The organism is Vibrio intestinalis (assembly GCF_025195085.2).
Classification (GTDB): domain Bacteria; phylum Pseudomonadota; class Gammaproteobacteria; order Enterobacterales; family Vibrionaceae; genus Vibrio; species Vibrio intestinalis.
On sequence record NZ_JANAVY020000013.1, the window covers coordinates 86,889 to 112,728 of the forward strand.

Consider the following 25,840-nt stretch of genomic DNA (forward strand, 5'->3'; position numbering starts at 1 on the left):
GTTGTTATTATCAAGGCTGATTGAGTGTAAGTATTTGATTTGTAAATCGCCTTTTTGTAGCACGATGCTATATAAAAACCGTATGCAATAACTTGAACTGAACGATCATTCCTGAACTTGGTCGCAAAAAAGCCTATTTTATATAAAGCTATTTATCAAAAGCGTGATCTTTAGCCAAAATGTTACTAGAGGTAACTGAGCCGCCATTCAATTCGAGTGAATGGAATGGCGGTAGAGGAAGGGTTAGGTGAATAGCCAAGCGGCTAAGTAGACGATCATTAGGCCGATAACACCGATGATGACACCTGTTTTCGCCATATCTTTGCTTTCTACCAAGCCAGTAGAATAGGCCAGTGAGTTTGGCGGCGTCGATACGGGTAAAATCATACCCAGAGAAGCAGAGAAGGCGACGACGACAAGTAGGCCTTGTAAGCCACCAACGCTGTCTAAACTTTGCATTGAAACACCAATCGCGGCTGCGATAGGCATAAGCAAGTTGGCAGTAGCGGTATTGGACATAAAGTTAGCCATCAACCAACAAACAATCGATAGCGTAACAATGACCGCGGCTGGAGAGAGAGACTCGTAATCAATTGCGTGAGCCAGTGCTTCCGCCAAGCCTGTTTTATCTAAGCCAATACCAATCGCAATACCACCGGCCACAAGCCACAACACGTCCCAGTTTATTTGCTTTAGTTCAGGTTTACCCATGATGCCAGTTAAGGTGAATACCGCGAGTGGAATGATTGAAACTACATAGGTATTCATGCCATGCAGTTTGGTGGTCATCCATAGCAGAATGGTCACTGCGAACGTAATGTAAACCACAATAGCGCGCCAGTTCTTTTGGAATTGCCCATCCAACTTCAGCACCATTTTTTCTTGTTGAGAAGGGAACAGCTTTTGTAATAAGAACCATGCAATGGTCAGTTGGATTATCACAAAAGGTAGACCCATCATCATCCAAGAAAGAAAGTCGATGGCGTTCTCACCGGTTAGATACTGAAGGGCGATGGCGTTGGGTGGGGTACCAATTGGCGTAGCAATACCACCAGTGTTAGCGGCAATTGGAATACACAACACTAAAGCCTTAACACCGACATCACCTTTCGGCGCAGACGCCACAATTGGGCCCAATAAAGCGAGCATCATTACTGTGGTTGCTGTGTTTGACATAAACATTGAAAACACGGCGGTAATTAACATCAACCCCAGCATGATGAATTTGGGTTGTGTACCAAATGGCTTAAGCAGCACTCGCGCAAGGTTGTTATCCAGCTCGTATTTTGACGCTGCAATCGCCAGTGCGAAGCCACCCATAAACAGAATGATGATAGGTGAGGAAAAGGCGCTGAATATATCGGTGTACACCATCAACTCCCCCAGATCATGACCGGCTGGTGGATTACGAAATAGATGTAAGCCTTTATCAGAGATCATGACCAATTCAAGGGCGATGATCAGGATGGAAGTGGCAAAAACAGGGACAGGTTCCAACACCCACAAAAGAGCAGCGAGTAGAAAAATGGCGAGTAATCGATGTTGGATCAACGTCAGGTCATCAATCGGGATTAAATCGATGGGCATAAACAGCACACCAATAGGAAGCCCGAAGCAGACCAGTAGTTTTATTATCATGCCGGGATGAATCTTGGTCATAGGCAATTATACCCTCACACTTATGCTTTCAGATACGACAGAGGTGTAGAGTAAAAGATAACCAAATTAGGGTCTTAGACTGAGGTTATAGTTTTGAAAAAGTGGTTAAAAATGTTGCAGTTGATTTGTCTTTGGTCAAAAAAATCCCCGAATAATTCGGGGATTTTTTAGCATACTATTCAGCGTCAACTTGGTGAGCGTAAGGAGTACCCATCACCGTTGGTTGATTGTGTTGCATAGAATCATCAAAACGGATTTTATCTTTAGCAAACAAGTTGATAACGGTTGAACCTAATTTGAAGCGGCCCATTTCTTCGCCTTTCTTCAATACAATCGCTTTGTCACCTTCTGCTGGGTAGTCCCAACGATAAACTGTGTTGCCGCGAGGTGGTGTAACCGTACCTGCCCAAATTAGCTCAATGCTACCCACGATAGTTGCACCAACTAATACCTGTGCCATTGGGCCAAACTCGGTATCAAAGATACATACTACACGCTCGTTGCGAGCAAATAGGTTAGGCACGTTTTCTGCTGTTAATGGGTTTACAGAGAATAGGTCACCTGGCACGTAGATCATCTGACGCAATACACCATCGCATGGCATGTGTACGCGGTGGTAATCGCTTGGTGATAGGTACAGAGTAGCAAATTCACCATCGGTGAACTCTTCTGCAATTTCAGCATCACCACCAAGTAGTTCTTGAGCAGTAAAGTCATGACCTTTGGCTTGAATCAGCTTGCCATCAGTAATTGGGCCGAATTGGCTTACGCAAGCATCAGCTGGGTGCGTGATCACTGATTCACCTTCAGTAATAGGGCGCGCGCCTTCTTTTAGCTCACGAACGAAAAACTCATTAAAAGTTTTAAAATGCTTTGGATCTGAATGAAGCGCTTCATCCATGTTTACTTTGTATTGTTTGATAAACCAGCGGATGATCGCTGTGGTTAGACCGCCAGCTTTTGCTGAAGCCAGTTTACCCACTAGTCGGGTTAAACCGTGTTGTGGAATCCAGTATTGCAGTCCAACTTTAATCTTATCCATTGTGTTCAATTCCAATGTTAACTGTCTGTTTCAAACTTTAGGGCGCGAGATGTTACTCAAAAAAACAACAAAAGTCAGCAGTTGCCGATAGTCGCTGCGTTAAAGATCCGCTTTCTTGTTACGAGAGTACTGACGGTTTGCTTTGTTCTCAAGCATGCTTTCCAGAATGCGGTGATAGTTTTCAAAGCGAACTTCACTTATCTCACCCTCTTCCACAGCTTCTCGCAATACACAGCCAGGATCGTCAAGGTGCTTACAATCTCTAAACTTACATCCGCCAAGATAAGGACGGAACTCAACAAAGGCTTCGGTAATTTCATCTGGTTCTAAATGCCATAAGCCAAACTCACGAACTCCAGGGGAGTCTATTAGGTCGCCGCCAGACGGAATATGATACAAGCGCGCGGCTGTCGTGGTGTGTTGACCAAGGCCAGAGTTTTCAGAAACTGCCCCTTCTTCAATATCAAGCTCTGGCATTAACGCATTCACTAAGCTTGATTTACCTACGCCAGATTGACCGACAAAAATGTTGATTCGGCCATGCAGCTCTTGCTCTAACTCGGCAATCCCTTCTTTACTCTCTTTACTGACAAAAAGAACCTTGTAGCCAATATGTTCGTATTCGCTCATCCAGTCTTGGAACAGCTCTCGCTGCTCTTGGTCAAGTAGGTCAATTTTGTTTAGTACTAGTAGTGGAGCGATTTTTAATGTTTCAGCCGCGACTAAGTAACGGTCAATGATGTTGAGTGATAGTTCTGGTAGCACTGAAGAAACAATGATCATCTGATCGATGTTTGCCGCGACAGGCTTCAGACCATCATAGTAATCAGGACGGGTAAGTACTGAGTGACGTGGCTCTACCGCTTCCACTACACCAGAGATACCTTCCATCGCCTCGTGGCCTGGGCGCCAGATAACTTTATCGCCCGACACAAGGGTTTCAATACCGCGGCGCAAGTTGCAGCGCTGAATTTCACCGGTCTCAGTATCTTCAATATCAGCATGTTGGCCAAAGCGAGTTATTACTAGGCCTTTCTTCGCTGAGCCTAGCATCGACTCATCCCATTGGATGCTCTCGTCTTTTGTCAGCTTCCTTTTTTGGTTGCTGCGCACTCGTCTTACCTGACCTTTAGTTAGCTTTTTCTTTTTTGCCACGATGATCTACTTAATCTGTTTCTCTTAGGTTCGATACCGTAGATTGCTATCTTGGGTATCCGAATTTGGGTATAGTACCTTTTTTAGCGAAAAACCAATAGGCAACGATTTATGTCCTTTAACGATCAGAACTTAATTTGGGTTGATCTTGAGATGACTGGGCTTGATCCAGAAACCCATAAAATTATCGAAATTGCCACTATTGTCACCGATAGTGAATTGAATATTCTGGCGGAAGGGCCGGTGCTTGCCATCCATCAACCAGAAGAAGAACTGGCGAAGATGGATGATTGGTGTACCAATACTCACACCAATAGTGGCTTGGTAGAACGCGTTCGCAACAGCAAAGTTGATGAACAAGAAGCGATTCGTCAAACCATCGCATTTTTAGAAAATTGGGTTCCAAAAGGCAAGTCGCCAATCTGTGGTAACAGTATTGGTCAAGACCGTCGTTTCTTGTACAAGCACATGGCGGAGCTAGAAGAATACTTCCACTACCGTTATCTAGATGTTAGCACTCTAAAAGAGCTGACCCGCCGTTGGAAGCCAGAAGTATTAGAGGGTTTCTCTAAATCAGGCAGTCACCTAGCGCTAGATGACATTCGTGAATCGATTGCTGAACTGAAATACTATCGCCAAACGATCTTTAGTATTTGATTGAAAGTTGAATTTTAAAACGCTGCCTAATGGCAGCGTTTTTTATTGCTTAAGGGATAGGTAAGAAGACAAATTGAGCGACGCCGTGAGCCACTTTGGTGATACTGCGGTTGGTTTTATCGGCTACGATATAAGCCATCATCTCTTGGACCATTACCATTTTAGAAAAAATACGATCAAAGCTCGTATCAAATTGGCCGTCGCTGACATCATTAGTGAGTAGGAACAGCTCTCCATTAGCATCTTTGCGGTGATATAAGCGCCAGACAAACACCTCAATGTTTCGAGCACTGTTATAAAGAGCTTGCTCATCCAATGAATCGATAATGAAGAACTCTTGCTGGTGGTTGTAAGAGCGGCGCAACATTTCTGATAAACCGACTATCGCAGCAAACACTCTGTCTCCGGTAAAGTTCTCATCAAAAGAGAGTAAAATTGCTTCTATGCCGGTTTTTCCTTCGAGCTCGTCAAATACAAGTGGGGGGAGGTCGATAGCATCAGCCTCACCAAAAATTTGTTTCATCCGTTGTTCTACACTGACGCCTTCTGCTTTTTGCAGTTCATCTGGGTTACGGACGTAAAGCTTTCTGGTTAACTCCATCAACAGAAACTTCTGCTGTTTTACATGAACGTCCATGACGAAGTCGACGTCAGTTTTACCTAAGTTACGGACTGGCTTGGGCATAGACCCACAGCCAGATAGTGAGAACATCAGTAACATAGCCAAGGCGCTGATTAAAAGTCGCGGCGAAAAAGTTAATGCCATTGCTTGCTCCATCAAATGCAATTGCAAGTGGACAACAAGAGAGATGTCCGAAAATAAGCAACCCGTTATATATAAAATGTACGCATTTCACCAGTTTAGATAAGTTTAGAGAATCTATTTACAGCTCCATATCTCATTTGGTGCTAATTCTTGATCTCAAATGTGTGGAAAGTCTTTGGAATCAGGAATGTTTTTGCAGGATTAAGCCGTTCATCAATCAAGCAAAATGTATAAGCCTTATACGCTTTTGTGTGCTTTTTCATCAAACGAAAAAAAAAGTAAGGTTTTTTGCAGGAAGGACTTGCATCACAAAAAAATGCTCTTATAATTCGCAGCCCTGAACGACGGAAACGTTGTTGATGCGACACTAGCTCAGTTGGTAGAGCGCAACCTTGCCAAGGTTGAGGTCACGAGTTCGAACCTCGTGTGTCGCTCCAAATTAATAAGCCATCATCATGCTTTAAATGGTGACATCCGGACGCGGGATGGAGCAGCTTGGTAGCTCGTCGGGCTCATAACCCGAAGGTCGTTGGTTCAAATCCGGCTCCCGCAACCACATTTAGATGAATTGCTGAAGCGATTTATCATGCGACACTAGCTCAGTTGGTAGAGCGCAACCTTGCCAAGGTTGAGGTCACGAGTTCGAACCTCGTGTGTCGCTCCAAATTAATAAGCCATCATCATGCTTTAAATGGTGACATCCGGACGCGGGATGGAGCAGCTTGGTAGCTCGTCGGGCTCATAACCCGAAGGTCGTTGGTTCAAATCCGGCTCCCGCAACCACATTTAGATGAATTGCTGAAGCGATTTATCATGCGACACTAGCTCAGTTGGTAGAGCGCAACCTTGCCAAGGTTGAGGTCACGAGTTCGAACCTCGTGTGTCGCTCCAAATTAATAAGCCATCATCATGCTTTAAATGGTGACATCCGGACGCGGGATGGAGCAGCTTGGTAGCTCGTCGGGCTCATAACCCGAAGGTCGTTGGTTCAAATCCAGCTCCCGCAACCACATTTAGATGAATTGCTGATGCGATTTATCATGCGACACTAGCTCAGTTGGTAGAGCGCAACCTTGCCAAGGTTGAGGTCACGAGTTCGAACCTCGTGTGTCGCTCCACTTTCTTTTCGAAGAGAGAGGGAAAGTTCTCATTGTACTTAACAATGACATCCGGACGCGGGATGGAGCAGCTTGGTAGCTCGTCGGGCTCATAACCCGAAGGTCGTTGGTTCAAATCCAGCTCCCGCAACCACATTTAGATGAATTGCTGATGCGATTTATCATGCGACACTAGCTCAGTTGGTAGAGCGCAACCTTGCCAAGGTTGAGGTCACGAGTTCGAACCTCGTGTGTCGCTCCACTTTCTTTCTTAAGTGGTTAAATAGCTCTCATTGTGCTCTAACAGTGACAAAATGCGACACTAGCTCAGTTGGTAGAGCGCAACCTTGCCAAGGTTGAGGTCACGAGTTCGAACCTCGTGTGTCGCTCCAACTCTCTTTCAAATGATTATTTCATTTGATTCGGCGAAGATTATCGCCACGCTCTTTCTAATGCTGAGAAGCATCAATCCCCAAAAATTTAAGTCCTCCTAGTCTTAGGTGGGCGTTTTTATGTCTGTTAGTGATGGGTTTACCATCTGTCGATCAGCCACAAACGCCTGTTCTTTGGGCTTTCTGCTATCCATCAACAGACTTATCCACAAAAAGTTAAGTGTGGATAACTTGGTGGGTAACCTGATTTATTGCTCTTAATAACCTACAACTAGAAAGATCTTTTTGCTCTAAGCGTTAGTTTTTTTTAAATGACATTTTATTAACTGTATGTTTTTAAAGTGATTTATTGATATTTAGCACCGTGCCTATCATGGCTGGTTGGATCATTAACTCGCAATTCTTTGATCCTAGTCATTTATTACTATTGTGGTTAACTTTCAAATAAATCCACAAATGCTCATCGTGCGTGTTGTTTTTCCACATTCAGAATTTTTAGACCAAAATCAAACTATTTCGTTAGAATTGCTGCAATTGTTATGCATCTCGAGGCATCCCTTTTTGAACAATTCGAATCAATCGAGCATGTTTGTTGTTGATTGTGTGCTTTTCTGACAACTGAGCCATTTGTTGTTCTAACGCCCACTCAATATGTACATCTAACACTTCACTTAGACCTTTACGACTTTCTAGTGCATCAACAAGCGCATGAGAGTATGGGGCGTTACCAATCGCAATCGATAAATTTCTTAACCACTGTAGATGGCCAATGCGTCGAATTGCTGAGCCTTCCATATTTTTTAGAAAGGTACTTTCGTCCCAAAGGAATAGGTTAAGTAAGTCGGGGCTTTGAAGTGCGTTTCGGCGGTGGAAGTCATCTTGATCGGTCAATGAAGAAAAGCGGTTCCATGGGCACACTAGCTGGCAATCGTCACAGCCATAAATACGATTACCCATTGGACGGCGAAATTCTTCAGGGATAACACCATCAAACTCGATGGTTAAATATGAAATGCAGCGGCGAGCATCTACGATGCCTTCTTCAACAATGGCATTGGTTGGGCATGACGTCATACAAGCGGTGCATTTACCACATTGGTCTTCACTCGCTTCATCCACTGGTAGTGGTAAATCGATCAGCAGCTCACCTAGAAAGAACCAAGAGCCACATTCTTTATCAAGAATCAGTGAGTGTTTGCCACTCCAACCTAATCCGGCTTTTTGTGCCAGTGGTCTTTCTAGAATCGGGGCTGAGTCAACAAAGGGGCGGTAGCCATACTGGCCAACTTCTTGTTCGATTTTCTGGCCGAGCTTTTTTAGTTGATTGCGGATCAGCTTATGGTAGTCACGGCCTAGCGCGTAACGACTAACATAAGCTTGAGTTGGATCGGATAAGTTGGAAGCAAATTCAGCTTCCGGTGGCAGATAATCCATGCGGGCACTAATCACACGCACTGTACCGGGTAATAGTTCGTCAGGACGAGCTCGCATCATGCCGTGTCTCGCCATCCAATCCATGTCACCGTGATAGCCATTATCTAGCCAATTTTGCAGGATCGCTTCATGCTGTTTTAAATCGACATCACAGATCCCAACTTTCTGGAAACCCAGCTCTTTGGCCCAAAGTTTGATCTGATTAGCGAGTTGTTGATAGTTCATGCTAGCGACACTCAATGAAAGGGGGCAGGATCTTACAAGATCTTATAGTTTGAATCTAGCAACGAAATTCGCAAAAAAGTGGCCATATTTACGATTATTTTCCTTTTACTTGCATAAGAGATCTTGTCTCTCAATTCCAACCCAGTTTACTATTCCTGTTCTTTTGATTTTTATATAGTCATTTATCGAGAAATTTATTCATGAGCACAAAACAATTCGCCCTTAAAGATGAGCAAGCAACGATTCAACTAGGGACGGCTCTAGCCAATCTATGCTCTCAACAAACCACCATTTACTTGCATGGCGATTTGGGAGCGGGCAAGACGACATTTAGTCGTGGTTTTGTGCGAGCATTAGGCCACCAAGGCAATGTGAAAAGCCCAACTTACACATTGGTTGAACCTTACCAGTTAGATCAATGGCAGGTGTATCACTTTGACTTGTATCGCTTGGCGGACCCAGAAGAATTAGAATTTATGGGGATTCGCGACTATTTCACTCCGGATGCGATTTGCTTAGTTGAGTGGCCAGAGAAAGGGGAAGGCTTGTTGCCGGGTGCAGATCTCGATATAGAACTGCGCTATCAAGGCGAATCTCGAATAGTCTCACTTTCTGCCAATAATGAATATGGATGTCGTTTGCTAGATCAGTTGGAGTTATGTTGATTCTTAAATCTTTTCGCGCTGTCTGTGTCTCTTTTGCATTTGCCCTTTGTCTTCTTCCAACTTCAGTGTGGGCAAATGCGTTAGAAGGCTTGCGTGTCTGGCCCTCGCCAGATGAAACTCGAGTTGTGATCGATCTGAAAACTGAGGCGGAATTTAGCTATTTCACCCTTTCAAGCCCAGATCGTTTAGTTGTGGATCTAAAAAAGACCACGTTGAGCACCAAGCTTCCTTTAACGGTTAAAGATAGCCCCGTGTTGAAGAAGGTACGTAAAAGCTCGCCTCCAGAGAGCAGTACCTACCGTTTGGTGTTTGAGCTAAAGAAGAAAACACCGGTTCAAATCTTCAAGCTTGCACCAACTCCAGGTGGGCAATATGGTCATCGCTTAGTGGTCGATATTGCTCATGGCAAAGGGGAAACCAGTAGTACGCCTACAAGCTCGTCAAGTACGGCTCAAGTCAGCCGAGATGCATCCCAGTTATCGGGTACAGCTGATATTGTCGTCGCGATTGATGCGGGCCACGGCGGTGAAGACCCTGGCTCTATCGGCCCGACACGTAAATATGAAAAGCATGCAACGTTAGCGATTTCGAAGAAGATCGTTAGCCAAATTAATGCAGTACCGGGAATGAAAGCGGTACTGACTCGTCGCGGTGATTACTTTGTTAACCTCAACAAACGTTCTGAGATCGCACGTAAAAACAAAGCGCACTTTTTGGTATCTATTCACGCTGATGGTTTTAGAACCTCAAAACCGCGTGGTGGCTCAGTGTTTGTATTGAACACTCGCCGCGCGAATACAGAAATTGCCCGTTGGGTCGAAAACCACGAGCAACAATCGCAGCTACTTGGCGGTGCAGGTGATTTGTTGTCTAAGAACACCAACGATAAAAACGTCAGCCAAACTTTGCTTGATTTGCAATTTAGTCACTCGCAAAAAGAAGGCTATAAAGTCGCAACTAAGATATTGCGTGAGATGAAACTTGCTGGGATTCATTTACACAAGAAAGAGCCAGTTAACGCGAGTCTCGCGGTATTGAAATCACCTGATATCCCATCGGTACTGGTTGAGACAGGTTTTATTACCAACCCGACAGAAGAAAGACTGCTGTTCCAACGCAGCCACCAAGATAAATTGGCTAGAGCGCTGACCAAGGCGATCGTTCAATATTTTGAAGCGAATCCGCCTGAAGGCACACTATTTGCCAACCGTGGTAAAACCATTAAACACAAGGTTTCGAAAGGTGAATCTCTTTCTTTGATTGCGAAAAAGTACGGCACTAGCACCAAAGCTATTATGCAGTCGAACAAGCTTAAGAGTACCAGCTTAGCAATTGGCCAAGTGCTGACTATTCCAGGGGCTAAAGGCTCTGTTTCAGTACCAGCAGTGAAAAATCCAGTTGAAACCAAGACCATTACCCACGTTGTTCAGCGAGGGGAATATCTGGGTAAGATTGCCAGCAAATATAAGGTCTCAGTCGCTGCGATCAAACGCGAGAATAGGCTGAAGTCAGATACGCTGAAACTTGGCCAAAAGCTAAAAATTACCGTGAGTTTGAAAGATCAGCCACTACGTAAACATAAAGTTCAACGTGGTGAGTTCTTAGGTAAGATCGCCAAGAAATATGGCGTGAGCGTAAGCAGTTTGCGTAAAGCGAATAACCTTAAATCGGATCAGTTGGCCGTAGGCCAGATATTGATCATTCCACACAATTAGTGAGCGTACAGCAATGACGATCAAAATCTTACCTGCTCGACTTGCCAACCAAATCGCGGCAGGTGAGGTGGTGGAAAGGCCTGCATCGGTAGTCAAAGAGCTGGTTGAAAACAGTTTGGACTCAGGTGCAACTCGCATCGATATCGACATAGAAAAAGGTGGCGCTAAGCTAATCCGTGTGCGAGATAATGGTAAGGGGATCGTCAAAGATGAACTGAGCCTTGCACTGAGCCGTCATGCGACATCTAAGATCCACACTCTTGATGATCTGGAAGCGATCATGAGTTTGGGATTCCGCGGAGAAGCGCTCGCCAGTATCTCGTCAGTGTCTCGTTTAACCATGACGTCACGTCCTGCGACGCAAGATCAAGCGTGGTCTGCCTACAGTGAAGGCCGAGATATGCAGGTGCAACTGCAACCTACCGCGCACCCAATTGGTACCTCCGTTGAGGTTCTAGACCTATTCTTCAATACCCCTGCACGACGTAAATTCCTCCGCACGGAAAAAACCGAATTCGCTCATATTGATGAGTTATTAAAACGCATTGCGTTGAGCCGCTTTGATGTGACGATTAACTTGCGTCACAACGGTAAGATGATGAAGCAATATCGCGCCTCAAAAACGGAAGCTCAAGCTGAAAAACGTATAGCAGCGGTATGCGGTAATGCCTTTGTGCGTAACATGCTGAAAATTGAACTTGAGCATCAAGGATTAAAACTTCACGGCTGGATCACTACGCCGGAGGGTGCCCGTCAGCAAAGCGATCTGCAATACTGCTATGTGAATGGCCGTATGATGCGAGACAAATTGATCAATCATGCGATTCGCCAAAGCTATGAAACCAGCCTGCGTCCGGATCAATTTGCCACGTACGTACTCTACATTGAAATCGACCCACATCAGGTGGATGTGAACGTGCATCCGGCGAAACACGAAGTGCGTTTTCATCAAGCTCGCCTTGTTCATGACTTCATCTATCAAGCATTGAGTGATGCCTTGGCGCAAAGTCGTCACATTGATAAGCCAGAGATAAACCAATCGGCGTTTCATGAGCCGAGTGCGCCAGTAATACAAGATCAGCAAGGTGTGAGCTCGCTGCCACACTCAAATGTGGCAGAACAAACCTATCAGGCCGTTGAGCGTGAGCCTGCTTATCCGGGCAAATATGTATCTGAAGCCGTTAGTGAGTCCAATTCAGACACCAAACATAATGTGCGAGAAAGTGCGCCGCGCCGTGACTGGGTTGAATCTCGCCCTGCTCAACAAAGCAAAAAGCCATCGAGCCAAGAGCGCTACAGTGAACCAGCGCCTTCAAAGCAAGAGGTCGCTGCCTATCAAGAGCTTATGCAGACACCAGAGATTGAATCACCGATTGTTGCTGAGCAAACCGCGAATGAACCAGCTAGCGCAAATCCTCCGATTGAGGCATTAGGCAAGGCCATTTGCATGGCGTCTGGGCGCTTTGTCATGATGGCGGATAAACAAGGCGCGCGTTTAGTCTCTATGGCTCAGGCTGAATGGTTAAAGAATTTAGGGCAGCTTGTACCATCTAAGCAAGAGCCACTGAAAGCTCAGCCTCTATTGGTACCATTGTCCCTAAAATTGGAGGCTGAGTTAGTAGACGCAGCCCAGCGGCTTAATAGTACGTTCACTCAGCTTGGTATCGAGCTTAAGAGCCGTAATCACCAATCTTTGATGGTGATGGGTGTCCCTCAGCCATTGAGACAACAAAACTTACAACAGTTGATTCCAGATCTGTTATCTTACGCGGCTCGCGCATCGCAAAGTGAGCAGAACTTGCCTGTCGATGCGTTGTCACAATGGTTAGCAAATCAAGTGACAAGCGTAAAAAGCGACTACACTTTGTCGGAAGCCATTCAAATTGTTGCTCAAATAGAGCAGCTTTGGCAGGACAAGTTACCGCTAGACGATCCTAAGTTTGTTCGACCAATCGATTTTACTGCAACGATTTCAGCTTTTAATCTATGAAAAAAGAATTACCTTTAGCTCTGTTTTTAATGGGGCCAACCGCATCAGGTAAAACGGAATTAGCCATTCGCCTACGTCAGAAATATCCCGTCGAGATCATTTCAGTCGATTCAGCTTTGATCTATCAAGGTATGGACATTGGTACGGCCAAACCCGATGCCGAAGAGCAGGTGCTTGCACCGCACCGATTGATCGACATTCTTGACCCTGCACAGGCTTATTCAGCGGCAGACTTCCGTCGTGATGCGCTCAAAGAGATGAATGATATCGTTGCACAGGGGAAGATCCCGCTTTTGGTTGGCGGAACTATGCTGTATTACAAAGCATTATTAGAAGGTTTATCACCTCTTCCTGCGGCAGATCCTGAGATTCGCCAACAAATTGAACAAGAAGCATTGACTCTCGGTTGGGACGTGCTGCACGATCAATTACGAGAGATAGATCCCGTTTCTGCGCAGCGCATCCACCCTAATGACCCACAAAGGTTGTCTAGAGCGTTGGAAGTTTATCGAATTTCGGGTAAAACTCTTACTGAGTTAACGAAAACCAAAGGCGAGAGCCTGCCGTTTAACGTTAAACAATTTGCAATAGCTCCCAAGGAAAGGGCTGAGCTCCACCGTCGTATCGAACTTAGGTTTGAAAAAATGATCGATGCCGGCTTTGAAGATGAAATGAAAGCGCTGTATGCGCGTGATGATCTTCACCCGGATCTACCATCGATTCGCTGTGTTGGGTATCGACAAATGTGGGACTATTTGGACGGTCAGTGCACGTTAGATGAAGCGGTTTTCCGTGGAGTGTGTGCGACTCGTCAATTGGCCAAGCGACAAATTACCTGGTTACGCAGCTGGGATAATTTAACTTGGTTAGATAGTGAAAACATTGAACAATCACTAGAAACTGTTTCAAATGCCATAGCATCGGACGCTTCTAGCTGTGTATAATGTGATCGCTTTTGCGTGAATGTGCCCTGTAAAGGATCTGTTACTTGAATTTTGTTGCATTAGGCTTCATAACAGTAACTCAGGGGTGTTTTTTTATTCGTTTAGCTCAGATGCAACGGCGCGCCAAAATTTGCAGCTTACCACTAGCTAAATAACTAAAACAAAATTACAAAATAAGGAAAATAAAATGGCTAAGGGGCAGTCTTTACAAGACCCATTCTTAAATGCATTACGTCGTGAACGTATCCCAGTATCAATTTACCTAGTTAACGGTATCAAACTACAAGGTCAAATTGAGTCGTTCGACCAATTCGTTATCTTGCTGAAAAACACAGTTAACCAAATGGTTTACAAGCACGCGATTTCTACCGTTGTACCTGCACGTCCAGTGAGCCACCACAGTGGTGACCGTCCTCAAGGCGGTGATCGTCAGGTAGACAAATCTGAAGAGTAATTCTCTGAAGATACCAATTAGTTTTACATTAAGGAGTTGATTGCTTGTTTGACCGTTATGAAGCCGGTGAGCGAGCCGTACTTGTTCATATCAACTTCACGCAAGAAGGGGAGTGGGAAGATCTCAGCGAGTTTGAAATGCTGGTGTCTTCGGCTGGTGTCTCGTCGTTACAAGTTGTAACGGGTAGTCGTCAGTCACCACACCCTAAATACTATGTCGGAGAGGGTAAAGCACAAGAAATTGCTCAAGCTGTGCAATTGGCCAGTGCTGATATTGTGATTTTTAATCACGCCCTCTCTCCTGCCCAAGAACGTAACCTCGAAGCACTCTGTAAATGTCGCGTATTAGATCGTACAGGTTTGATCCTCGATATCTTTGCCCAACGTGCTCGTACCCACGAAGGTAAGTTACAAGTTGAGCTTGCTCAGCTTCGTCATATCTCTACCCGTCTTATTCGTGGCTGGACTCACCTAGAAAGACAAAAAGGTGGTATCGGTTTACGTGGTCCAGGTGAAACTCAGTTAGAAACTGACCGACGTTTATTGCGTGACCGTATAAAAGCTATTTTGCGCCGACTAGACAAGGTTGCAAAACAGCGTGAACAAGGTCGCCGAGCGAGAAATCGCGCAGAAATCCCAACCATATCGTTAGTGGGTTATACCAACGCAGGTAAATCTACCCTGTTCAACCGCATTACCGAGGCTGGGGTATACGCAGCCGATCAACTATTCGCAACGTTAGATCCAACTTTGCGGAAAATTGAATTAGACGATGTTGGACCAGCCATTTTGGCGGATACCGTAGGTTTTATCCGACATCTACCTCACGATCTTGTTGCGGCATTTAAGGCCACGTTACAAGAGACGCAAGAAGCTGACATTTTGTTACATGTTGTTGATGCCAGTGATGAGCGTTTTCGTGAGAACATGCAAGCAGTTCAAGACGTGCTAGAAGAGATCGATGCCCACGAGGTACCGAGCCTAGTCGTGATGAACAAGATTGATAATCTTGAAGGTCAGAAACCCCGTATAGAACATGATGAGGAAGGTGTTCCTCGCGCTGTTTGGGTTTCGGCAATGGAAGGCCAAGGTATTGAGCTTCTGTTTGAAGCACTAACCGCAAGACTCGCTAGTCAAATGGTTCAATACCAACTGTGCATTCCGCCACAACATCAAGGGCGATTGCGTAGTACATTCTTCCAAATGAAGTGTATTCAGCAAGAAGAATATGACCAAGACGGAAACTTGTTGATTAATATCCGCATGCAACAGGTAGATTGGTCTAGACTTGAAAAAAGAGAAGGGGCAGTTTTACGTGACTTTATAGTTACTTAAATGACTGCTACAGTATAACGTCATATCAAATGATGGAGCTTTCTAATGGCGTGGAATGAGCCTGGTAATAACAACGGCAACAACGGCCGCGATAATGACCCTTGGGGTAACAATAATCGTGGCAATAAAGGTGGCCGTGAACAAGGACCGCCAGACTTAGACGAAGTGTTTAATAAACTGAGTCAGAAACTGGGTGGAAAGTTTGGTGGTAAAGGTGGCAATGGGCCGTCTATTGGTAGCGGTGGTGGTGCACTAGGTATTGGTGTAATCGCAGCTATTGCAGTAGCGATCTGGTTCTTTGCTGGTTTTTACACTGTTGGTGAAGCCGAGCGTGGTGTTGTTCAGCGTCTAGGTAAATACGACCGCGTGGTTGATCCTGGTCTGAACTGGCGTCCTCGTTTTATCGACGAAGTCACCAAAGTTAACGTACAAGCAATTCGTTCTTTACGTGCATCGGGTCTAATGCTGACCAAAGATGAAAACGTAGTGACTATTGGTATGGACGTTCAGTACAAGGTTTCTGATCCGTACAAATACTTGTTTGTAGTAACGAATGCGGATGATAGCTTACGCCAAGCTACAGACTCGGCATTGCGTGCGGTTATTGGTGATTCTTTAATGGATAGCATCTTAACCAGTGGTCGTCAGCAGATTACTCAAAGTACAGAGGATACTCTTAACGAGATTATCCAATCTTATGATATGGGTATCGCGATTGTTGATGTGAACTTCCAGTCAGCACGTCCGCCAGAGCAAGTTAAAGATGCATTTGATGATGCCATCGCAGCTCGTGAGGATGAAGAGCGTTTTGAGCGTGAAGCTGAAGCTTACAGCAATGATATTTTGCCTAAAGCAACGGGTCGTGCAGAGCGTTTGAAGAAAGAAGCTCAAGGTTACTCTGAGCGTGTTGTAAATGGTGCAACAGGTCAAGTAGCACAGTTTGAGAAACTATTACCTGAATATCAAGCTGCGCCAGAGGTTACGCGTAATCGTCTGTATCTAGATACGATGGAAAAAGTGTACACAAGTACGTCGAAAGTGCTGATTGATTCAGAATCAAGTGGCAACTTGCTTTACTTGCCAATCGATAAGTTGGCTGGCCAAGGCTCATCGTCTTCTAAGCCTCAACAAAATCAAACTAAGCAGACCTCAGTTTACGATCAAATTGAGCTGGAAACACAGCCAGAGACATCGAGTAGCTCTCAAGGCCGTGGCGACAGTTCTCGTCAAGGGAGATATTAATAATGCGTAAGTTAACGATCCCTGTATTGGTGGTTGCTCTTGTAGTTATGCTGATGTCACTATTTGTGATTCCTGAAGGCGAGCGCGGGTTTGTTATCCGTTTTGGTCGTGTACTTGACGACAATGGTGTATCTCGTATCTACGAGCCTGGATTGCATTTTAAGATGCCATTTTTCGATAACGTAAAAACACTTGATGCGCGTATTCAGACAATGGATGGTCGTTCAGATCGTTTTGTAACGTCTGAGAAAAAAGACGTGATCATCGATTCTTATGTTAAGTGGAAGATCAAAGACTTTGGCCGTTACTACTTAGCGACTGGAGGGGGCAACGCACTCAATGCTGAGAACCTTTTAGAGCGAAAGGTTACCAACGTGCTTCGTTCTGAAATCGGTGCTCGCGAGATTAAGCAGATTGTTTCAGGCCCGCGTAATGTTGACGTACTACCAGATAGTGCTGACAGTGAAGAAGTAACCACTGAAGCGGCAAAAGAAGCATTAGAGATTGATGGTGAACGTGACAAGATCATGGAAAATGTGCTTTTGGGTACCCGTGAAAGTGCGATGACTGACTTGGGCGTTGAGATTGTTGATTTCCGTATGAAGAAAATCAACCTGCCAGATAACATCAGTGATTCTATCTACAAACGTATGCGCGCAGAGCGTGAATCAGTGGCTCGTAAGCACCGTTCTCAAGGTCGTGAGAAAGCAGAAGTTATCCGTGCTCAAGCAGAGCTTGAAGTCGCGAAAATTCTAGCTGAAGCAGATAGAACGGCTCGTGTGACTCGTGGTGAAGCTGACGCTCAAGCTGCGAAGATTTACTCTGATGCTTACAGTAAAGATCCTGAATTCTTTAGCTTCCTTCGTTCACTAAAAGCGTACGAGAAATCGTTCAGCGAGAAGAGTGACATTCTGGTATTGGATCCGAACAGTGAGTTCTTCCAATATATGAATGATGCGAAAGGCGCGAAGTAATCGCAAACCGATAGCAGAAAGGCTCCTATACTAGGAGCCTTTCTTTTTTGTTCTATTTATTCGGAAGACAAGATGTCGAATTCAATTTGGTTAGCGATTGGGTTGGTATTGATCGTTGAAGGGCTAGGGCCATTAATTGCGCCTAATGGTTGGCGCAATATGGTGGCTGAGCTAAGTCGTCAGCCAGACAATCAATTGCGTCGTATTGGCGGGTGCTTAGTTGTTGCCGGCGTGGTGATTGCGTACTGTTTTTCGTAACCGCTTTACTACTGCTAGATGGTAGTGCGCATTAGTAATGCGGCGGTGGCGCTTCTTCTGAAGGGTCAGCAAGATTAGAAGAGTCCATATTCTTCACTTTACCGACCACATACTTCATCTGATCTTGCATTTTAGTAATCAAAAGCTGCTGTTGGCTCAAGGCTTCATTGAGTGACTCGATGGTTTGCTCTTGAAATGCCAATTGACACTCTAAATCGTCAATGCGCAGTTCTAACTTTTCAACTTTTGTCTCTGTCATGGTCTTAATCTAACTTCCAAGCCTGAGCGATACCGGCAGAGGTGCCAGTCACTATTCGGTTCTGATCATCAAAGGCCGCATCATACACTACCGCGCGAGGAGGACGAGCATCTTTTAATGGTTCTGCTTCAAATCCATACTCTCTTTTTCCGGTGTCAGTGTTCCATACCATGATACGACTCGATGGCGTACCCGTAATGAGCTGAGCGCCGTCATCGGAAAAACGCGCGGCAGAAAAAATCAGTTGGCGTGATAGGCTGCTTAATCGGCTGATTTGCTCACCAGTTGTTAAATCCCATACCACCGCTTGGTTGCCTCCATCTGAGGTGAAGGCGTAAAGACCATCTCGTTGTAGAGCTACACGGTTGACTCTCTGCTCATGCTCGAAATCACGTAATATTTGCCCTGTCTCTGTGTCCCATAAGTAAGCGTGGTAGTCATTACCTCCGGTCAAGGCAAACTTGCCGTTAGGTGAAAGGGCAACGGAATTGACTTTTTCTCGGTGAGCAAGGAACTCTAAACGGCGTCCGGTGACTAAATTGACATGGATGGCTTTACCGTTGGATAGACCAAGTAGCACTTGTTCGCCATTGCTTGAAATATCAATATCGCGAATGAGACCATCGGAGATAGACCACAAACCTTGTGCTTGGGTCCATGCGAGATCCCATACGGCGAAGTTAATTTGGCTAGCAGTAATGGCGTAACGGCCATTGTCTGAAATTCGGATTCGAGAGACTGGGTTTTGTTGCTGATCTTGAGCGCCTAATTTGGCCAGTTCTTTTGATTCATCGAGATCCCAAAGAACCAATTGGTGTTGCTTTGAATAGATAAGTGCAAAGCGAGCGTCGCGGCTTAATGCAAAACTTGTTGTGCCTTGTGGCTCAAGCTCCCAGCGTTGATCATTATTTGCGGAGAAAAAGCAGCCATTTAACGCTATGCTGACAAAAGCACCCAGAAGAATATTAAAAAATAATCGCATTCAAGTTCCAAATATCCACTTGGATTTCATTTATTTGCTGCCATATTGGTTATATTGGAACAACATACAGATACGCACCAGTTTTTATTTGAGATTTGTGCGCAAAGACAAAATGCCCATTAAATGGAGAATTCAATGAAATCAATGTTTAAAGTGTCGCTGCTTGCGGCCACAGTTATGCTAGCAGTAGGCTGTCAGAAAGAAGAAGAGCCTAAAGCTGAAGTAGCTCCAGCCGCCACTGAGCAAGTCGAAGTTGCGACAACTCAGTCAGTGAATCTCCAAAATGACGATGACAAAGCGGCTTACGCGATTGGTGTTTCATTTGCTAACTACCTAAGCGCATCATTAGATAAGCCAAGTGAAATTGGCATCAACCTAGACAAGAAATTGGTACTACAAGGTATCGAGCACGTATTTGAAGGCAAAGCCGAGCTAACAGAAGAGCAAACTCGTGCGGCGCTAGAAGGTCTTGATAAGCGCGTAGCGGATACCATGAAAAAGCTAGCGGAAGAAAAAGCAGCTGCAAACAAGAAAGCGGGTGATGATTTCCGTGCTGAGTTCGCTAAGCAAGAAGGTGTGAAAACAACTGAATCTGGTTTGATGTACCAAGTTCTAACGCCGACTCAAGGTGAACAGCCGAAAGAGACTGATACAGTTGAAGTACACTACAAAGGTACATTGATTGATGGTACTCAGTTCGATAGCTCATACGATCGTAACGAATCCGCTTCGTTCCCTCTTAACCGCGTGATTTCAGGTTGGACTGAAGGTGTTCAGCTAATGCCTGTAGGTTCTAAGTTTAAGTTTGTTATCCCGCCAGAGTTGGCATACGGTCCTCAAGATACGCCGACGATTCCTGCAAACTCGACGTTGATTTTCGAAGTTGAATTACTAAGCATCGATAACACGGAACAAGTAACGCAATAATCTTTGCGTTTATCCTTATCAAAAGGCTCGGACTACCGAGCCTTTTTTCGTTTTGGTTGCTCGCAAAGCGATGTCATCCCAGTAAATTGCTTAAAACGTTAGCTAAAGTGTGGTAAATGTTTGTTCTAAATCACTAGTTGATCGCATTGCTAGATGTTCTATTCAAAATTTCTGATAAACTTACATCAATTTGTTGATTTTTCGTTCGAAGGCTAAATAAAGTGACGACGACAGAAAACCTAAATACGGATATGTTGCTCGAAATGGAATCCGTCAACGTGATGCCATTTAGTGAGCACGATAAGATCATTCTAAAATCCTATGAAGCAGTCGTAGATGGAATAGCGAGCCTAATTGGCCCTTTCTGTGAAATCGTTCTGCACTCATTAGAAGATCTCAATACCTCAGCTATCAAAATTGCTAACGGCGAGAATACAGGTCGTCAGGTTGGTTCTCCGATTACCGACTTGGCGCTGAAGATGCTTAAAGATATCGAAGGCTCTGAACGTAACTTTTCACGTTCATACTTTACTCGCGCTAAAGGCGGCGTATTGATGAAGTCGATCACTGTTGCGATCCGCAATGGTGAAAATCGAGTGATTGGTCTGCTGTGTATTAACGTCAACTTAGATGCGCCTTTCTCACAAGTGCTGCAGTCGTTCATGCCAACGCAAGAAGCCAAAGAAGCGGCTTCATCAGTAAACTTTGCAAGTGACGTAGAAGAGCTGGTGGACCAAACGGTTGAACGCACGATTGAAGAGATCAACGCAGATAAATCGGTATCGAACAATACTAAGAACCGTCAGATCGTAATGGAGCTGTACGACAAAGGTATTTTCGATATTAAAGATGCCATCAACCGCGTGGCTGACCGTTTGAATATCTCTAAGCACACCGTTTACCTTTACATTCGTCAACGTAAGACTGAGGACGAAGAGTAGTGGCTTCTCAGTCTGAATCACTCAGCTATAGTTTGGTGGTGAATGGCTCGGTGTATGGCAGTCAGTCAGCTCGTAGTGCCTATCAGTTTGCGAATGCCTTAATTGAGAAAGGGCATACATTAACCAGTGTGTTCTTTTATCAAGACGGTGTGACAAATGGCACTGCACTGAGTGTACCCGCTAATGATGAGTTCAATCTAACTCAGGCATGGCAACAGTTAGCTGATAAGCATAATGTGCGTTTAGAAACGTGTGTCGCTGCAGCGCTGCGCCGTGGCATCGTCAGTGAAGATGAGGCCACGCAACATGGCTTATCTCAAAGCAATCTCGCGCACGGCTTTCATCAAGCAGGATTGGGAAGCTTAGCGGAAGCCATGTTAACCCAAGATAGAGTGGTGCAGTTTTGAGTCAACTAACGTATCTATTTCGCACCGCACCTCATGGCGTTAGTTCTGGCCGAGAGGGCATTGATGCGCTACTGGCGGCTTCGGCTTACTGTGAAGATATTACGGTTATTTTTACAGGCGATGGCGTCTATCAGTTACTGCAAGGTCAGCAGCCGCAAAGCATTTTAAGTAAAGACTATGCGCCTATGCTTAAGCTGTTCGATTTGTACGACATTGAGCAAGTGTACGTGTGCGAACAGTCTCTAGCGGAGCGTGGCTTAAGCCAAGCTGACCTAATTATTGACGCTGAGCGTATGACGCTCGACACGCTAAAACAGAAACTGGCTGAGGCCGGTAAGTTACTTTCTTTTTAAGCCAAACAATTCTTACAGACTATGCTGCATATCGTAAAAACCACCAGTGCAATTCAAGACATGGCCAAACTTTGTCAAGAAGGCGATCAAGTCTTGCTGATTGAAGATGCTATCTACGCGGCTAATTCACAGCATGGGCTCTTTTCACTGCTAAAATCATTACAAGTGTACGTGCTTGAAAATGATGCAATCGCCCGTGGTATATATAATCGTTTGAGCCCCTCTATTACTGCAGTCGATTATGCAGGCTTTGTTGAGTTAACAGAGCATCATGCCAATTCCCTCACCTGGAATTGAGCCTCTTTATTGGGTGTGCGTTTAGATTTACTGTTAGCGCCTTCCCATTGGGTAAAAAAGATCTGTATATTTCTTGACACACATCTCACTGCTGCATAGAATTTTGCGTCCCTAATTGCCAATGGCATTTAGGGCTAGATTTTTCACAAAGCTTACTTTCAAGTAAATCAGGAGCTAGTTAATGGCAACTATTAACCAGTTGGTACGTAAGCCACGTGCAAAGCAAGTTGTTAAAAGCAACGTGCCTGCACTAGAAGCGTGCCCACAAAAACGTGGTGTATGTACTCGTGTTTACACTACTACACCTAAAAAACCTAACTCAGCACTTCGTAAAGTTTGTCGTGTACGTCTGACAAACGGCTTCGAAGTGACTTCGTACATCGGCGGTGAAGGTCACAACCTTCAAGAGCACTCAGTTGTTCTAATCCGTGGCGGTCGTGTAAAAGACCTTCCAGGTGTGCGTTACCACACAGTTCGCGGCGCACTAGACTGTGCTGGCGTTAACGACCGTAAACAAGGTCGTTCTAAGTACGGTGTTAAGCGTCCAAAATCTTAATGGTATCCGTTAAGTAAGGCCAAACACTAAATTAATTTTAATTTTTGAAGAAACTGAAAAGTTTTGGATAACCTGAAGAAGACAACGGAGAAAATCCATGCCACGTCGTCGCGTCATCGGTCAGCGTAAGATCCTTCCAGATCCAAAGTTCAAATCTGAACTGCTGGCAAAATTCGTTAACATCCTAATGGTTGACGGTAAGAAATCTACTGCAGAGAAAATTGTTTACACTGCACTAGATGCTATGGCTGAGAAATCTGGTAAAGATCACTTAGCTGTATTTGAAGAAGCTCTTGAAAATGTTCGCCCAGCGGTAGAAGTTAAATCTCGCCGTGTAGGTGGTTCAACTTACCAAGTACCTGTAGAAGTACGTCCGGTTCGCCGTAACGCACTTGCTATGCGTTGGGTAGTTGAAGCTGCGCGTAAGCGTGGTGAAAAATCTATGGCTCAACGCCTAGCTGCTGAAATGCTAGATGCGTCTGAGAACAAAGGTACTGCGGTTAAGAAACGTGAAGACGTTCACCGCATGGCTGACGCAAACAAAGCGTTCGCTCATTACCGTTGGTAATACCTTTTCAGTGCTGCAAGGTTCCTTGCAGCACTTTTTAGTTCCTATGCGTATGCTAGGAACTATTGCTATATCTAGGGGACCACTTTTTGATATAGCAATAGTCCCTAAGTCTCTAATAAGAGGATTCAATCGTGGCTCGCAAAACTCCTATTGAGCGCTACCGTAACATCGGTATCTGTGCTCACGTAGATGCAGGTAAAACTACCACTACAGAACGTATTCTGTTCTACACTGGTCTCTCTCATAAAATCGGCGAAGTTCACGATGGTGCTGCTACCATGGACTGGATGGAGCAAGAGCAAGAGCGTGGTATTACAATCACATCTGCGGCAACAACGACCTTCTGGCGCGGTATGGAAGCGCAATTCCAAGACCATCGCGTAAACATCATTGATACCCCAGGACACGTAGACTTTACTATCGAAGTAGAACGTTCTCTTCGTGTACTTGATGGTGCTGTGGTTGTGTTCTGTGGCTCATCAGGTGTTGAACCTCAGTCAGAGACAGTATGGCGTCAAGCAGATAAGTACCATGTACCGCGTCTAGTGTTCGTAAACAAAATGGACCGTGCTGGTGCAGACTTCCTACGTGTTGTTGATCAAATTAAAAATCGCTTAGGTGCAACACCAGTGCCTATCCAGCTGAATATCGGCGCAGAAGATGAATTCCGCGGCGTTGTTGATCTTATCAAGATGAAAGCAATCAACTGGAACGAAGCTGACCAAGGTATGACTTTCACTTACGAAGACATTCCTGCCGATATGGTTGAGCTAGCGGAAGAGTGGCGCAGCAATCTTGTTGAGTCTGCTGCTGAAGCAAGCGAAGAGTTGATGGATAAGTACCTTGAAGAAGGTGAGCTGACTGAAGCTGAAATCAAACAAGCTCTACGTACTCGCACACTAAATAACGAAATCGTACTGGCTACTTGTGGTAGTGCGTTTAAGAACAAAGGTGTACAAGCGGTACTGGATGCAGTAATTGAATACTTGCCATCACCAATCGACGTACCTGCTATCAAGGGCGTTGATGAAAAAGAGAATGAAGTTGAGCGTCATGCAGACGACAACGAACCGTTCTCAGCACTCGCATTCAAAATCGCAACTGACCCATTTGTAGGTACGCTAACTTTCATGCGTGTTTACTCTGGTGTCGTAAACTCAGGTGATGCGGTTTACAACTCTGTTAAAGAGAAGAAAGAGCGTTTTGGTCGTATTGTACAGATGCACTCAAATAAGCGTGAAGAAGTAAAAGAAGTTCGCGCGGGTGACATTGCTGCTGCAATCGGTCTTAAAGACGTGACTACAGGTGACACTCTATGTGACCAGAACCACAAAGTGATTCTAGAGCGCATGGAATTCCCTGAGCCAGTAATTCAAATCGCAGTAGAGCCTCGCTCTGTTGCTGATCAAGAAAAAATGGGTATCGCCCTAGGTAAACTAGCGGCTGAAGATCCATCGTTCCGCGTGGAAACGGATGACGAAACGGGTCAGACTCTGATCTCAGGTATGGGTGAGCTTCACCTAGATATCATCGTTGACCGTATGAAGCGTGAATTCAGCGTTGACTGTAACGTGGGTAAACCTCAAGTTGCTTACCGCGAAACTATTCGTGGCTCTGCTGAAGTTGAAGGTAAATTCGTTCGTCAGTCAGGCGGCCGTGGTCAATATGGTCATGTCTGGATTAAACTTGAGCCTTCTGAGCAAGGTGAAGGTTTTGTCTTTGTTGACGAAATCGTGGGTGGTGTTGTTCCTAAGGAATACATCAGTTCGGTAGCGAAAGGTATCGAAGAGCAGATGAACAGCGGTGTTGTAGCTGGTTACCCAGTTCTAGACATCAAAGCGACTCTGTTTGATGGTTCTTACCACGATGTTGACTCAAACGAGATGGCGTTTAAAATCGCTGGCTCAATGGCATTCAAGAAAGGTTCACTTGAAGCGCAACCTGTGCTTCTAGAGCCAATGATGAATGTAGAAGTAACCACTCCAGAAGACTGGATGGGTGACGTAGTAGGTGATATCAACCGCCGTCGCGGCATGATTGAAGGTATGGATGAAGGTGTGGCTGGTCTTAAGATCATCCGTGCTCAAGTACCTCTATCTGAGATGTTTGGTTATGCCACTGATCTACGTAGTGCTACTCAAGGCCGTGCGTCTTACTCTATGGAGTTTAATGAGTACGCTGAAGTACCTAAAACCTTTGCTGACAAGATTGTCGCAGAGCGTGGTTACTAATCTGACGGATTGTTCTAATAAAGTCGCTGACTTTTTTTAAGATCAATGCGTCCAAATATTGCGCTGACGGACGTTGGCGCATAAAATAGCAATTTCTGGCGCGTCTCGATCAATAATGATCGTGGCGAATCATAACTAGGAAGGAACACGATCGTGTCTAAAGAAAAATTTGAACGTACTAAACCGCACGTTAACGTTGGTACTATCGGCCACGTTGACCACGGTAAAACAACTCTAACTGCAGCTATCTGTACTACTCTTGCTAAAGTTTACGGCGGTGTAGCTAAAGACTTCGCATCTATCGATAACGCTC

At 45.0% G+C, this 25,840-nt stretch carries 26 protein-coding genes and 10 tRNA genes; 29 read left to right on the forward strand and 7 right to left on the reverse strand.

Going from position 1 to position 25,840, the window contains the following annotated elements:
- Positions 1 to 243: 243 nt before the first annotated feature.
- The 3 genes from MU515_RS15375 to rsgA form a co-directional block, all read right to left on the reverse strand.
- Positions 244 to 1,659 carry an SLC13 family permease gene (locus tag MU515_RS15375; protein WP_260261297.1) on the reverse strand — a complete coding sequence of 472 codons (1,416 nt, stop codon included), beginning with the start codon at positions 1,657 to 1,659 and terminating at the stop codon, positions 244 to 246.
- Between the two features lie 175 nt (positions 1,660 to 1,834).
- Positions 1,835 to 2,701: an archaetidylserine decarboxylase gene (gene asd / locus MU515_RS15380; protein WP_260261298.1), complete on the reverse strand. Its 867-nt coding sequence runs from the start codon at positions 2,699 to 2,701 to the stop codon at positions 1,835 to 1,837.
- Between the two features lie 99 nt (positions 2,702 to 2,800).
- Positions 2,801 to 3,856 carry a small ribosomal subunit biogenesis GTPase RsgA gene (gene rsgA / locus MU515_RS15385; protein ID WP_260261299.1) on the reverse strand — a complete coding sequence of 352 codons (1,056 nt, stop codon included), beginning with the start codon at positions 3,854 to 3,856 and terminating at the stop codon, positions 2,801 to 2,803.
- 111 nt (positions 3,857 to 3,967) lie between these two features.
- On the opposite strand from rsgA, the gene orn reads away from it, so the two are divergent.
- Positions 3,968 to 4,513 carry an oligoribonuclease gene (orn, locus tag MU515_RS15390; protein ID WP_260261300.1) on the forward strand — a complete coding sequence of 182 codons (546 nt, stop codon included), beginning with the start codon at positions 3,968 to 3,970 and terminating at the stop codon, positions 4,511 to 4,513.
- 49 nt (positions 4,514 to 4,562) lie between these two features.
- Here orn and MU515_RS15395 read toward each other — a convergent pair whose 3' ends face one another.
- Positions 4,563 to 5,234: a hypothetical protein gene (locus tag MU515_RS15395; RefSeq protein ID WP_432816156.1), complete on the reverse strand. Its 672-nt coding sequence runs from the start codon at positions 5,232 to 5,234 to the stop codon at positions 4,563 to 4,565.
- A 406-nt stretch (positions 5,235 to 5,640) separates the two neighbouring features.
- Here MU515_RS15395 and MU515_RS15400 point away from each other — a divergent pair.
- From MU515_RS15400 to MU515_RS15445, 10 genes are all read left to right on the forward strand, one after another.
- Positions 5,641 to 5,716: transfer RNA gene (locus MU515_RS15400), tRNA-Gly, on the forward strand.
- Positions 5,717 to 5,758: 42 nt separating this feature from the next.
- Positions 5,759 to 5,835, forward strand: a tRNA-Met gene (locus MU515_RS15405).
- 32 nt (positions 5,836 to 5,867) lie between these two features.
- Positions 5,868 to 5,943, forward strand: a tRNA-Gly gene (locus MU515_RS15410).
- Positions 5,944 to 5,985: 42 nt separating this feature from the next.
- Positions 5,986 to 6,062, forward strand: a tRNA-Met gene (locus tag MU515_RS15415).
- A gap of 32 nt (positions 6,063 to 6,094) precedes the next feature.
- Positions 6,095 to 6,170: transfer RNA gene (locus MU515_RS15420), tRNA-Gly, on the forward strand.
- 42 nt (positions 6,171 to 6,212) lie between these two features.
- A tRNA-Met gene (locus MU515_RS15425) sits at positions 6,213 to 6,289 on the forward strand.
- A gap of 32 nt (positions 6,290 to 6,321) precedes the next feature.
- A tRNA-Gly gene (locus MU515_RS15430) sits at positions 6,322 to 6,397 on the forward strand.
- Between the two features lie 56 nt (positions 6,398 to 6,453).
- A tRNA-Met gene (locus MU515_RS15435) sits at positions 6,454 to 6,530 on the forward strand.
- 32 nt (positions 6,531 to 6,562) lie between these two features.
- Positions 6,563 to 6,638, forward strand: a tRNA-Gly gene (locus MU515_RS15440).
- Positions 6,639 to 6,692: 54 nt separating this feature from the next.
- A tRNA-Gly gene (locus MU515_RS15445) sits at positions 6,693 to 6,768 on the forward strand.
- Between the two features lie 537 nt (positions 6,769 to 7,305).
- Here MU515_RS15445 and queG read toward each other — a convergent pair.
- A complete protein-coding gene (queG, locus tag MU515_RS15450; RefSeq protein WP_260261303.1) occupies positions 7,306 to 8,427 on the reverse strand; it encodes a tRNA epoxyqueuosine(34) reductase QueG in 1,122 nt (373 codons plus the stop codon).
- 200 nt (positions 8,428 to 8,627) lie between these two features.
- Here queG and tsaE point away from each other — a divergent pair, with 200 nt between their 5' ends.
- The 9 genes from tsaE (at position 8,628) to MU515_RS15495 (ending at position 18,003) form a co-directional block, all read left to right on the forward strand.
- A complete protein-coding gene (tsaE, locus tag MU515_RS15455; protein ID WP_260261304.1) occupies positions 8,628 to 9,092 on the forward strand; it encodes a tRNA (adenosine(37)-N6)-threonylcarbamoyltransferase complex ATPase subunit type 1 TsaE in 465 nt (154 codons plus the stop codon).
- Positions 9,086 to 10,807: a LysM peptidoglycan-binding domain-containing protein gene (locus tag MU515_RS15460; RefSeq protein ID WP_260261305.1), complete on the forward strand. Its 1,722-nt coding sequence runs from the start codon at positions 9,086 to 9,088 to the stop codon at positions 10,805 to 10,807. The genes tsaE and MU515_RS15460 overlap by 7 nt, the downstream gene beginning before the upstream one ends.
- Before the next feature lie 13 nt (positions 10,808 to 10,820).
- The gene (mutL, locus tag MU515_RS15465) at positions 10,821 to 12,797 is read left to right on the forward strand and encodes a DNA mismatch repair endonuclease MutL (RefSeq protein WP_260261306.1); all 1,977 of its coding nucleotides are present in this window, start codon (positions 10,821 to 10,823) and stop codon (positions 12,795 to 12,797) included.
- The gene (gene miaA, locus MU515_RS15470) at positions 12,794 to 13,741 is read left to right on the forward strand and encodes a tRNA (adenosine(37)-N6)-dimethylallyltransferase MiaA (RefSeq protein WP_260261307.1); all 948 of its coding nucleotides are present in this window, start codon (positions 12,794 to 12,796) and stop codon (positions 13,739 to 13,741) included. Before mutL ends, miaA begins: the two co-directional genes overlap by 4 nt.
- Before the next feature lie 187 nt (positions 13,742 to 13,928).
- Positions 13,929 to 14,195: an RNA chaperone Hfq gene (gene hfq / locus MU515_RS15475; protein ID WP_260261308.1), complete on the forward strand. Its 267-nt coding sequence runs from the start codon at positions 13,929 to 13,931 to the stop codon at positions 14,193 to 14,195.
- Between the two features lie 44 nt (positions 14,196 to 14,239).
- On the forward strand, positions 14,240 to 15,529 hold the full coding sequence (gene hflX / locus MU515_RS15480) for a ribosome rescue GTPase HflX (protein WP_260261309.1): 1,290 nt from the start codon (positions 14,240 to 14,242) through the stop codon (positions 15,527 to 15,529).
- Positions 15,530 to 15,574: 45 nt separating this feature from the next.
- Positions 15,575 to 16,771: an FtsH protease activity modulator HflK gene (gene hflK / locus MU515_RS15485; RefSeq protein ID WP_260261310.1), complete on the forward strand. Its 1,197-nt coding sequence runs from the start codon at positions 15,575 to 15,577 to the stop codon at positions 16,769 to 16,771.
- A 2-nt stretch (positions 16,772 to 16,773) separates the two neighbouring features.
- Positions 16,774 to 17,745, forward strand: coding sequence for a protease modulator HflC (gene hflC / locus MU515_RS15490; RefSeq protein WP_260261311.1), 972 nt, complete (start codon positions 16,774 to 16,776; stop codon positions 17,743 to 17,745).
- A 72-nt stretch (positions 17,746 to 17,817) separates the two neighbouring features.
- Positions 17,818 to 18,003, forward strand: coding sequence for a DUF2065 domain-containing protein (locus MU515_RS15495; RefSeq protein WP_260261312.1), 186 nt, complete (start codon positions 17,818 to 17,820; stop codon positions 18,001 to 18,003).
- A 31-nt stretch (positions 18,004 to 18,034) separates the two neighbouring features.
- On the opposite strand, the gene MU515_RS15500 is transcribed toward MU515_RS15495, so the two are convergent.
- On the reverse strand, positions 18,035 to 18,262 hold the full coding sequence (locus MU515_RS15500; RefSeq protein ID WP_260261313.1) for a SlyX family protein: 228 nt from the start codon (positions 18,260 to 18,262) through the stop codon (positions 18,035 to 18,037).
- A 4-nt stretch (positions 18,263 to 18,266) separates the two neighbouring features.
- Complete coding sequence (locus MU515_RS15505; protein ID WP_260261314.1) at positions 18,267 to 19,244, reverse strand: WD40 repeat domain-containing protein; 978 nt, start codon at positions 19,242 to 19,244, stop codon at positions 18,267 to 18,269.
- A gap of 135 nt (positions 19,245 to 19,379) precedes the next feature.
- Here MU515_RS15505 and fkpA point away from each other — a divergent pair, with 135 nt between their 5' ends.
- From fkpA to MU515_RS15550, 9 genes are all read left to right on the forward strand, one after another.
- Positions 19,380 to 20,171, forward strand: coding sequence for an FKBP-type peptidyl-prolyl cis-trans isomerase (gene fkpA / locus MU515_RS15510; RefSeq protein ID WP_260261315.1), 792 nt, complete (start codon positions 19,380 to 19,382; stop codon positions 20,169 to 20,171).
- Positions 20,172 to 20,392: 221 nt separating this feature from the next.
- Positions 20,393 to 21,112 (forward strand): helix-turn-helix transcriptional regulator, encoded by a 720-nt coding sequence (locus MU515_RS15515; protein WP_260261316.1) that lies wholly within the window; start codon positions 20,393 to 20,395, stop codon positions 21,110 to 21,112.
- Positions 21,112 to 21,519 (forward strand): sulfurtransferase complex subunit TusD, encoded by a 408-nt coding sequence (gene tusD, locus MU515_RS15520; protein WP_260261317.1) that lies wholly within the window; start codon positions 21,112 to 21,114, stop codon positions 21,517 to 21,519. The genes MU515_RS15515 and tusD overlap by 1 nt, the downstream gene beginning before the upstream one ends.
- Positions 21,516 to 21,872: a sulfurtransferase complex subunit TusC gene (gene tusC / locus MU515_RS15525; RefSeq protein WP_260261318.1), complete on the forward strand. Its 357-nt coding sequence runs from the start codon at positions 21,516 to 21,518 to the stop codon at positions 21,870 to 21,872. Before tusD ends, tusC begins: the two co-directional genes overlap by 4 nt.
- A gap of 21 nt (positions 21,873 to 21,893) precedes the next feature.
- On the forward strand, positions 21,894 to 22,169 hold the full coding sequence (gene tusB / locus MU515_RS15530) for a sulfurtransferase complex subunit TusB (protein ID WP_260261319.1): 276 nt from the start codon (positions 21,894 to 21,896) through the stop codon (positions 22,167 to 22,169).
- Positions 22,170 to 22,350: 181 nt separating this feature from the next.
- Positions 22,351 to 22,725, forward strand: coding sequence for a 30S ribosomal protein S12 (gene rpsL / locus MU515_RS15535; protein ID WP_004399892.1), 375 nt, complete (start codon positions 22,351 to 22,353; stop codon positions 22,723 to 22,725).
- A gap of 97 nt (positions 22,726 to 22,822) precedes the next feature.
- The gene (rpsG, locus tag MU515_RS15540) at positions 22,823 to 23,293 is read left to right on the forward strand and encodes a 30S ribosomal protein S7 (protein ID WP_004737195.1); all 471 of its coding nucleotides are present in this window, start codon (positions 22,823 to 22,825) and stop codon (positions 23,291 to 23,293) included.
- Between the two features lie 134 nt (positions 23,294 to 23,427).
- Positions 23,428 to 25,527 carry an elongation factor G gene (gene fusA, locus MU515_RS15545; protein WP_260261320.1) on the forward strand — a complete coding sequence of 700 codons (2,100 nt, stop codon included), beginning with the start codon at positions 23,428 to 23,430 and terminating at the stop codon, positions 25,525 to 25,527.
- Between the two features lie 153 nt (positions 25,528 to 25,680).
- On the forward strand, positions 25,681 to 25,840 hold a 160-nt coding region (locus tag MU515_RS15550), incomplete at its 3' end, for a GTP-binding protein (protein WP_241907056.1).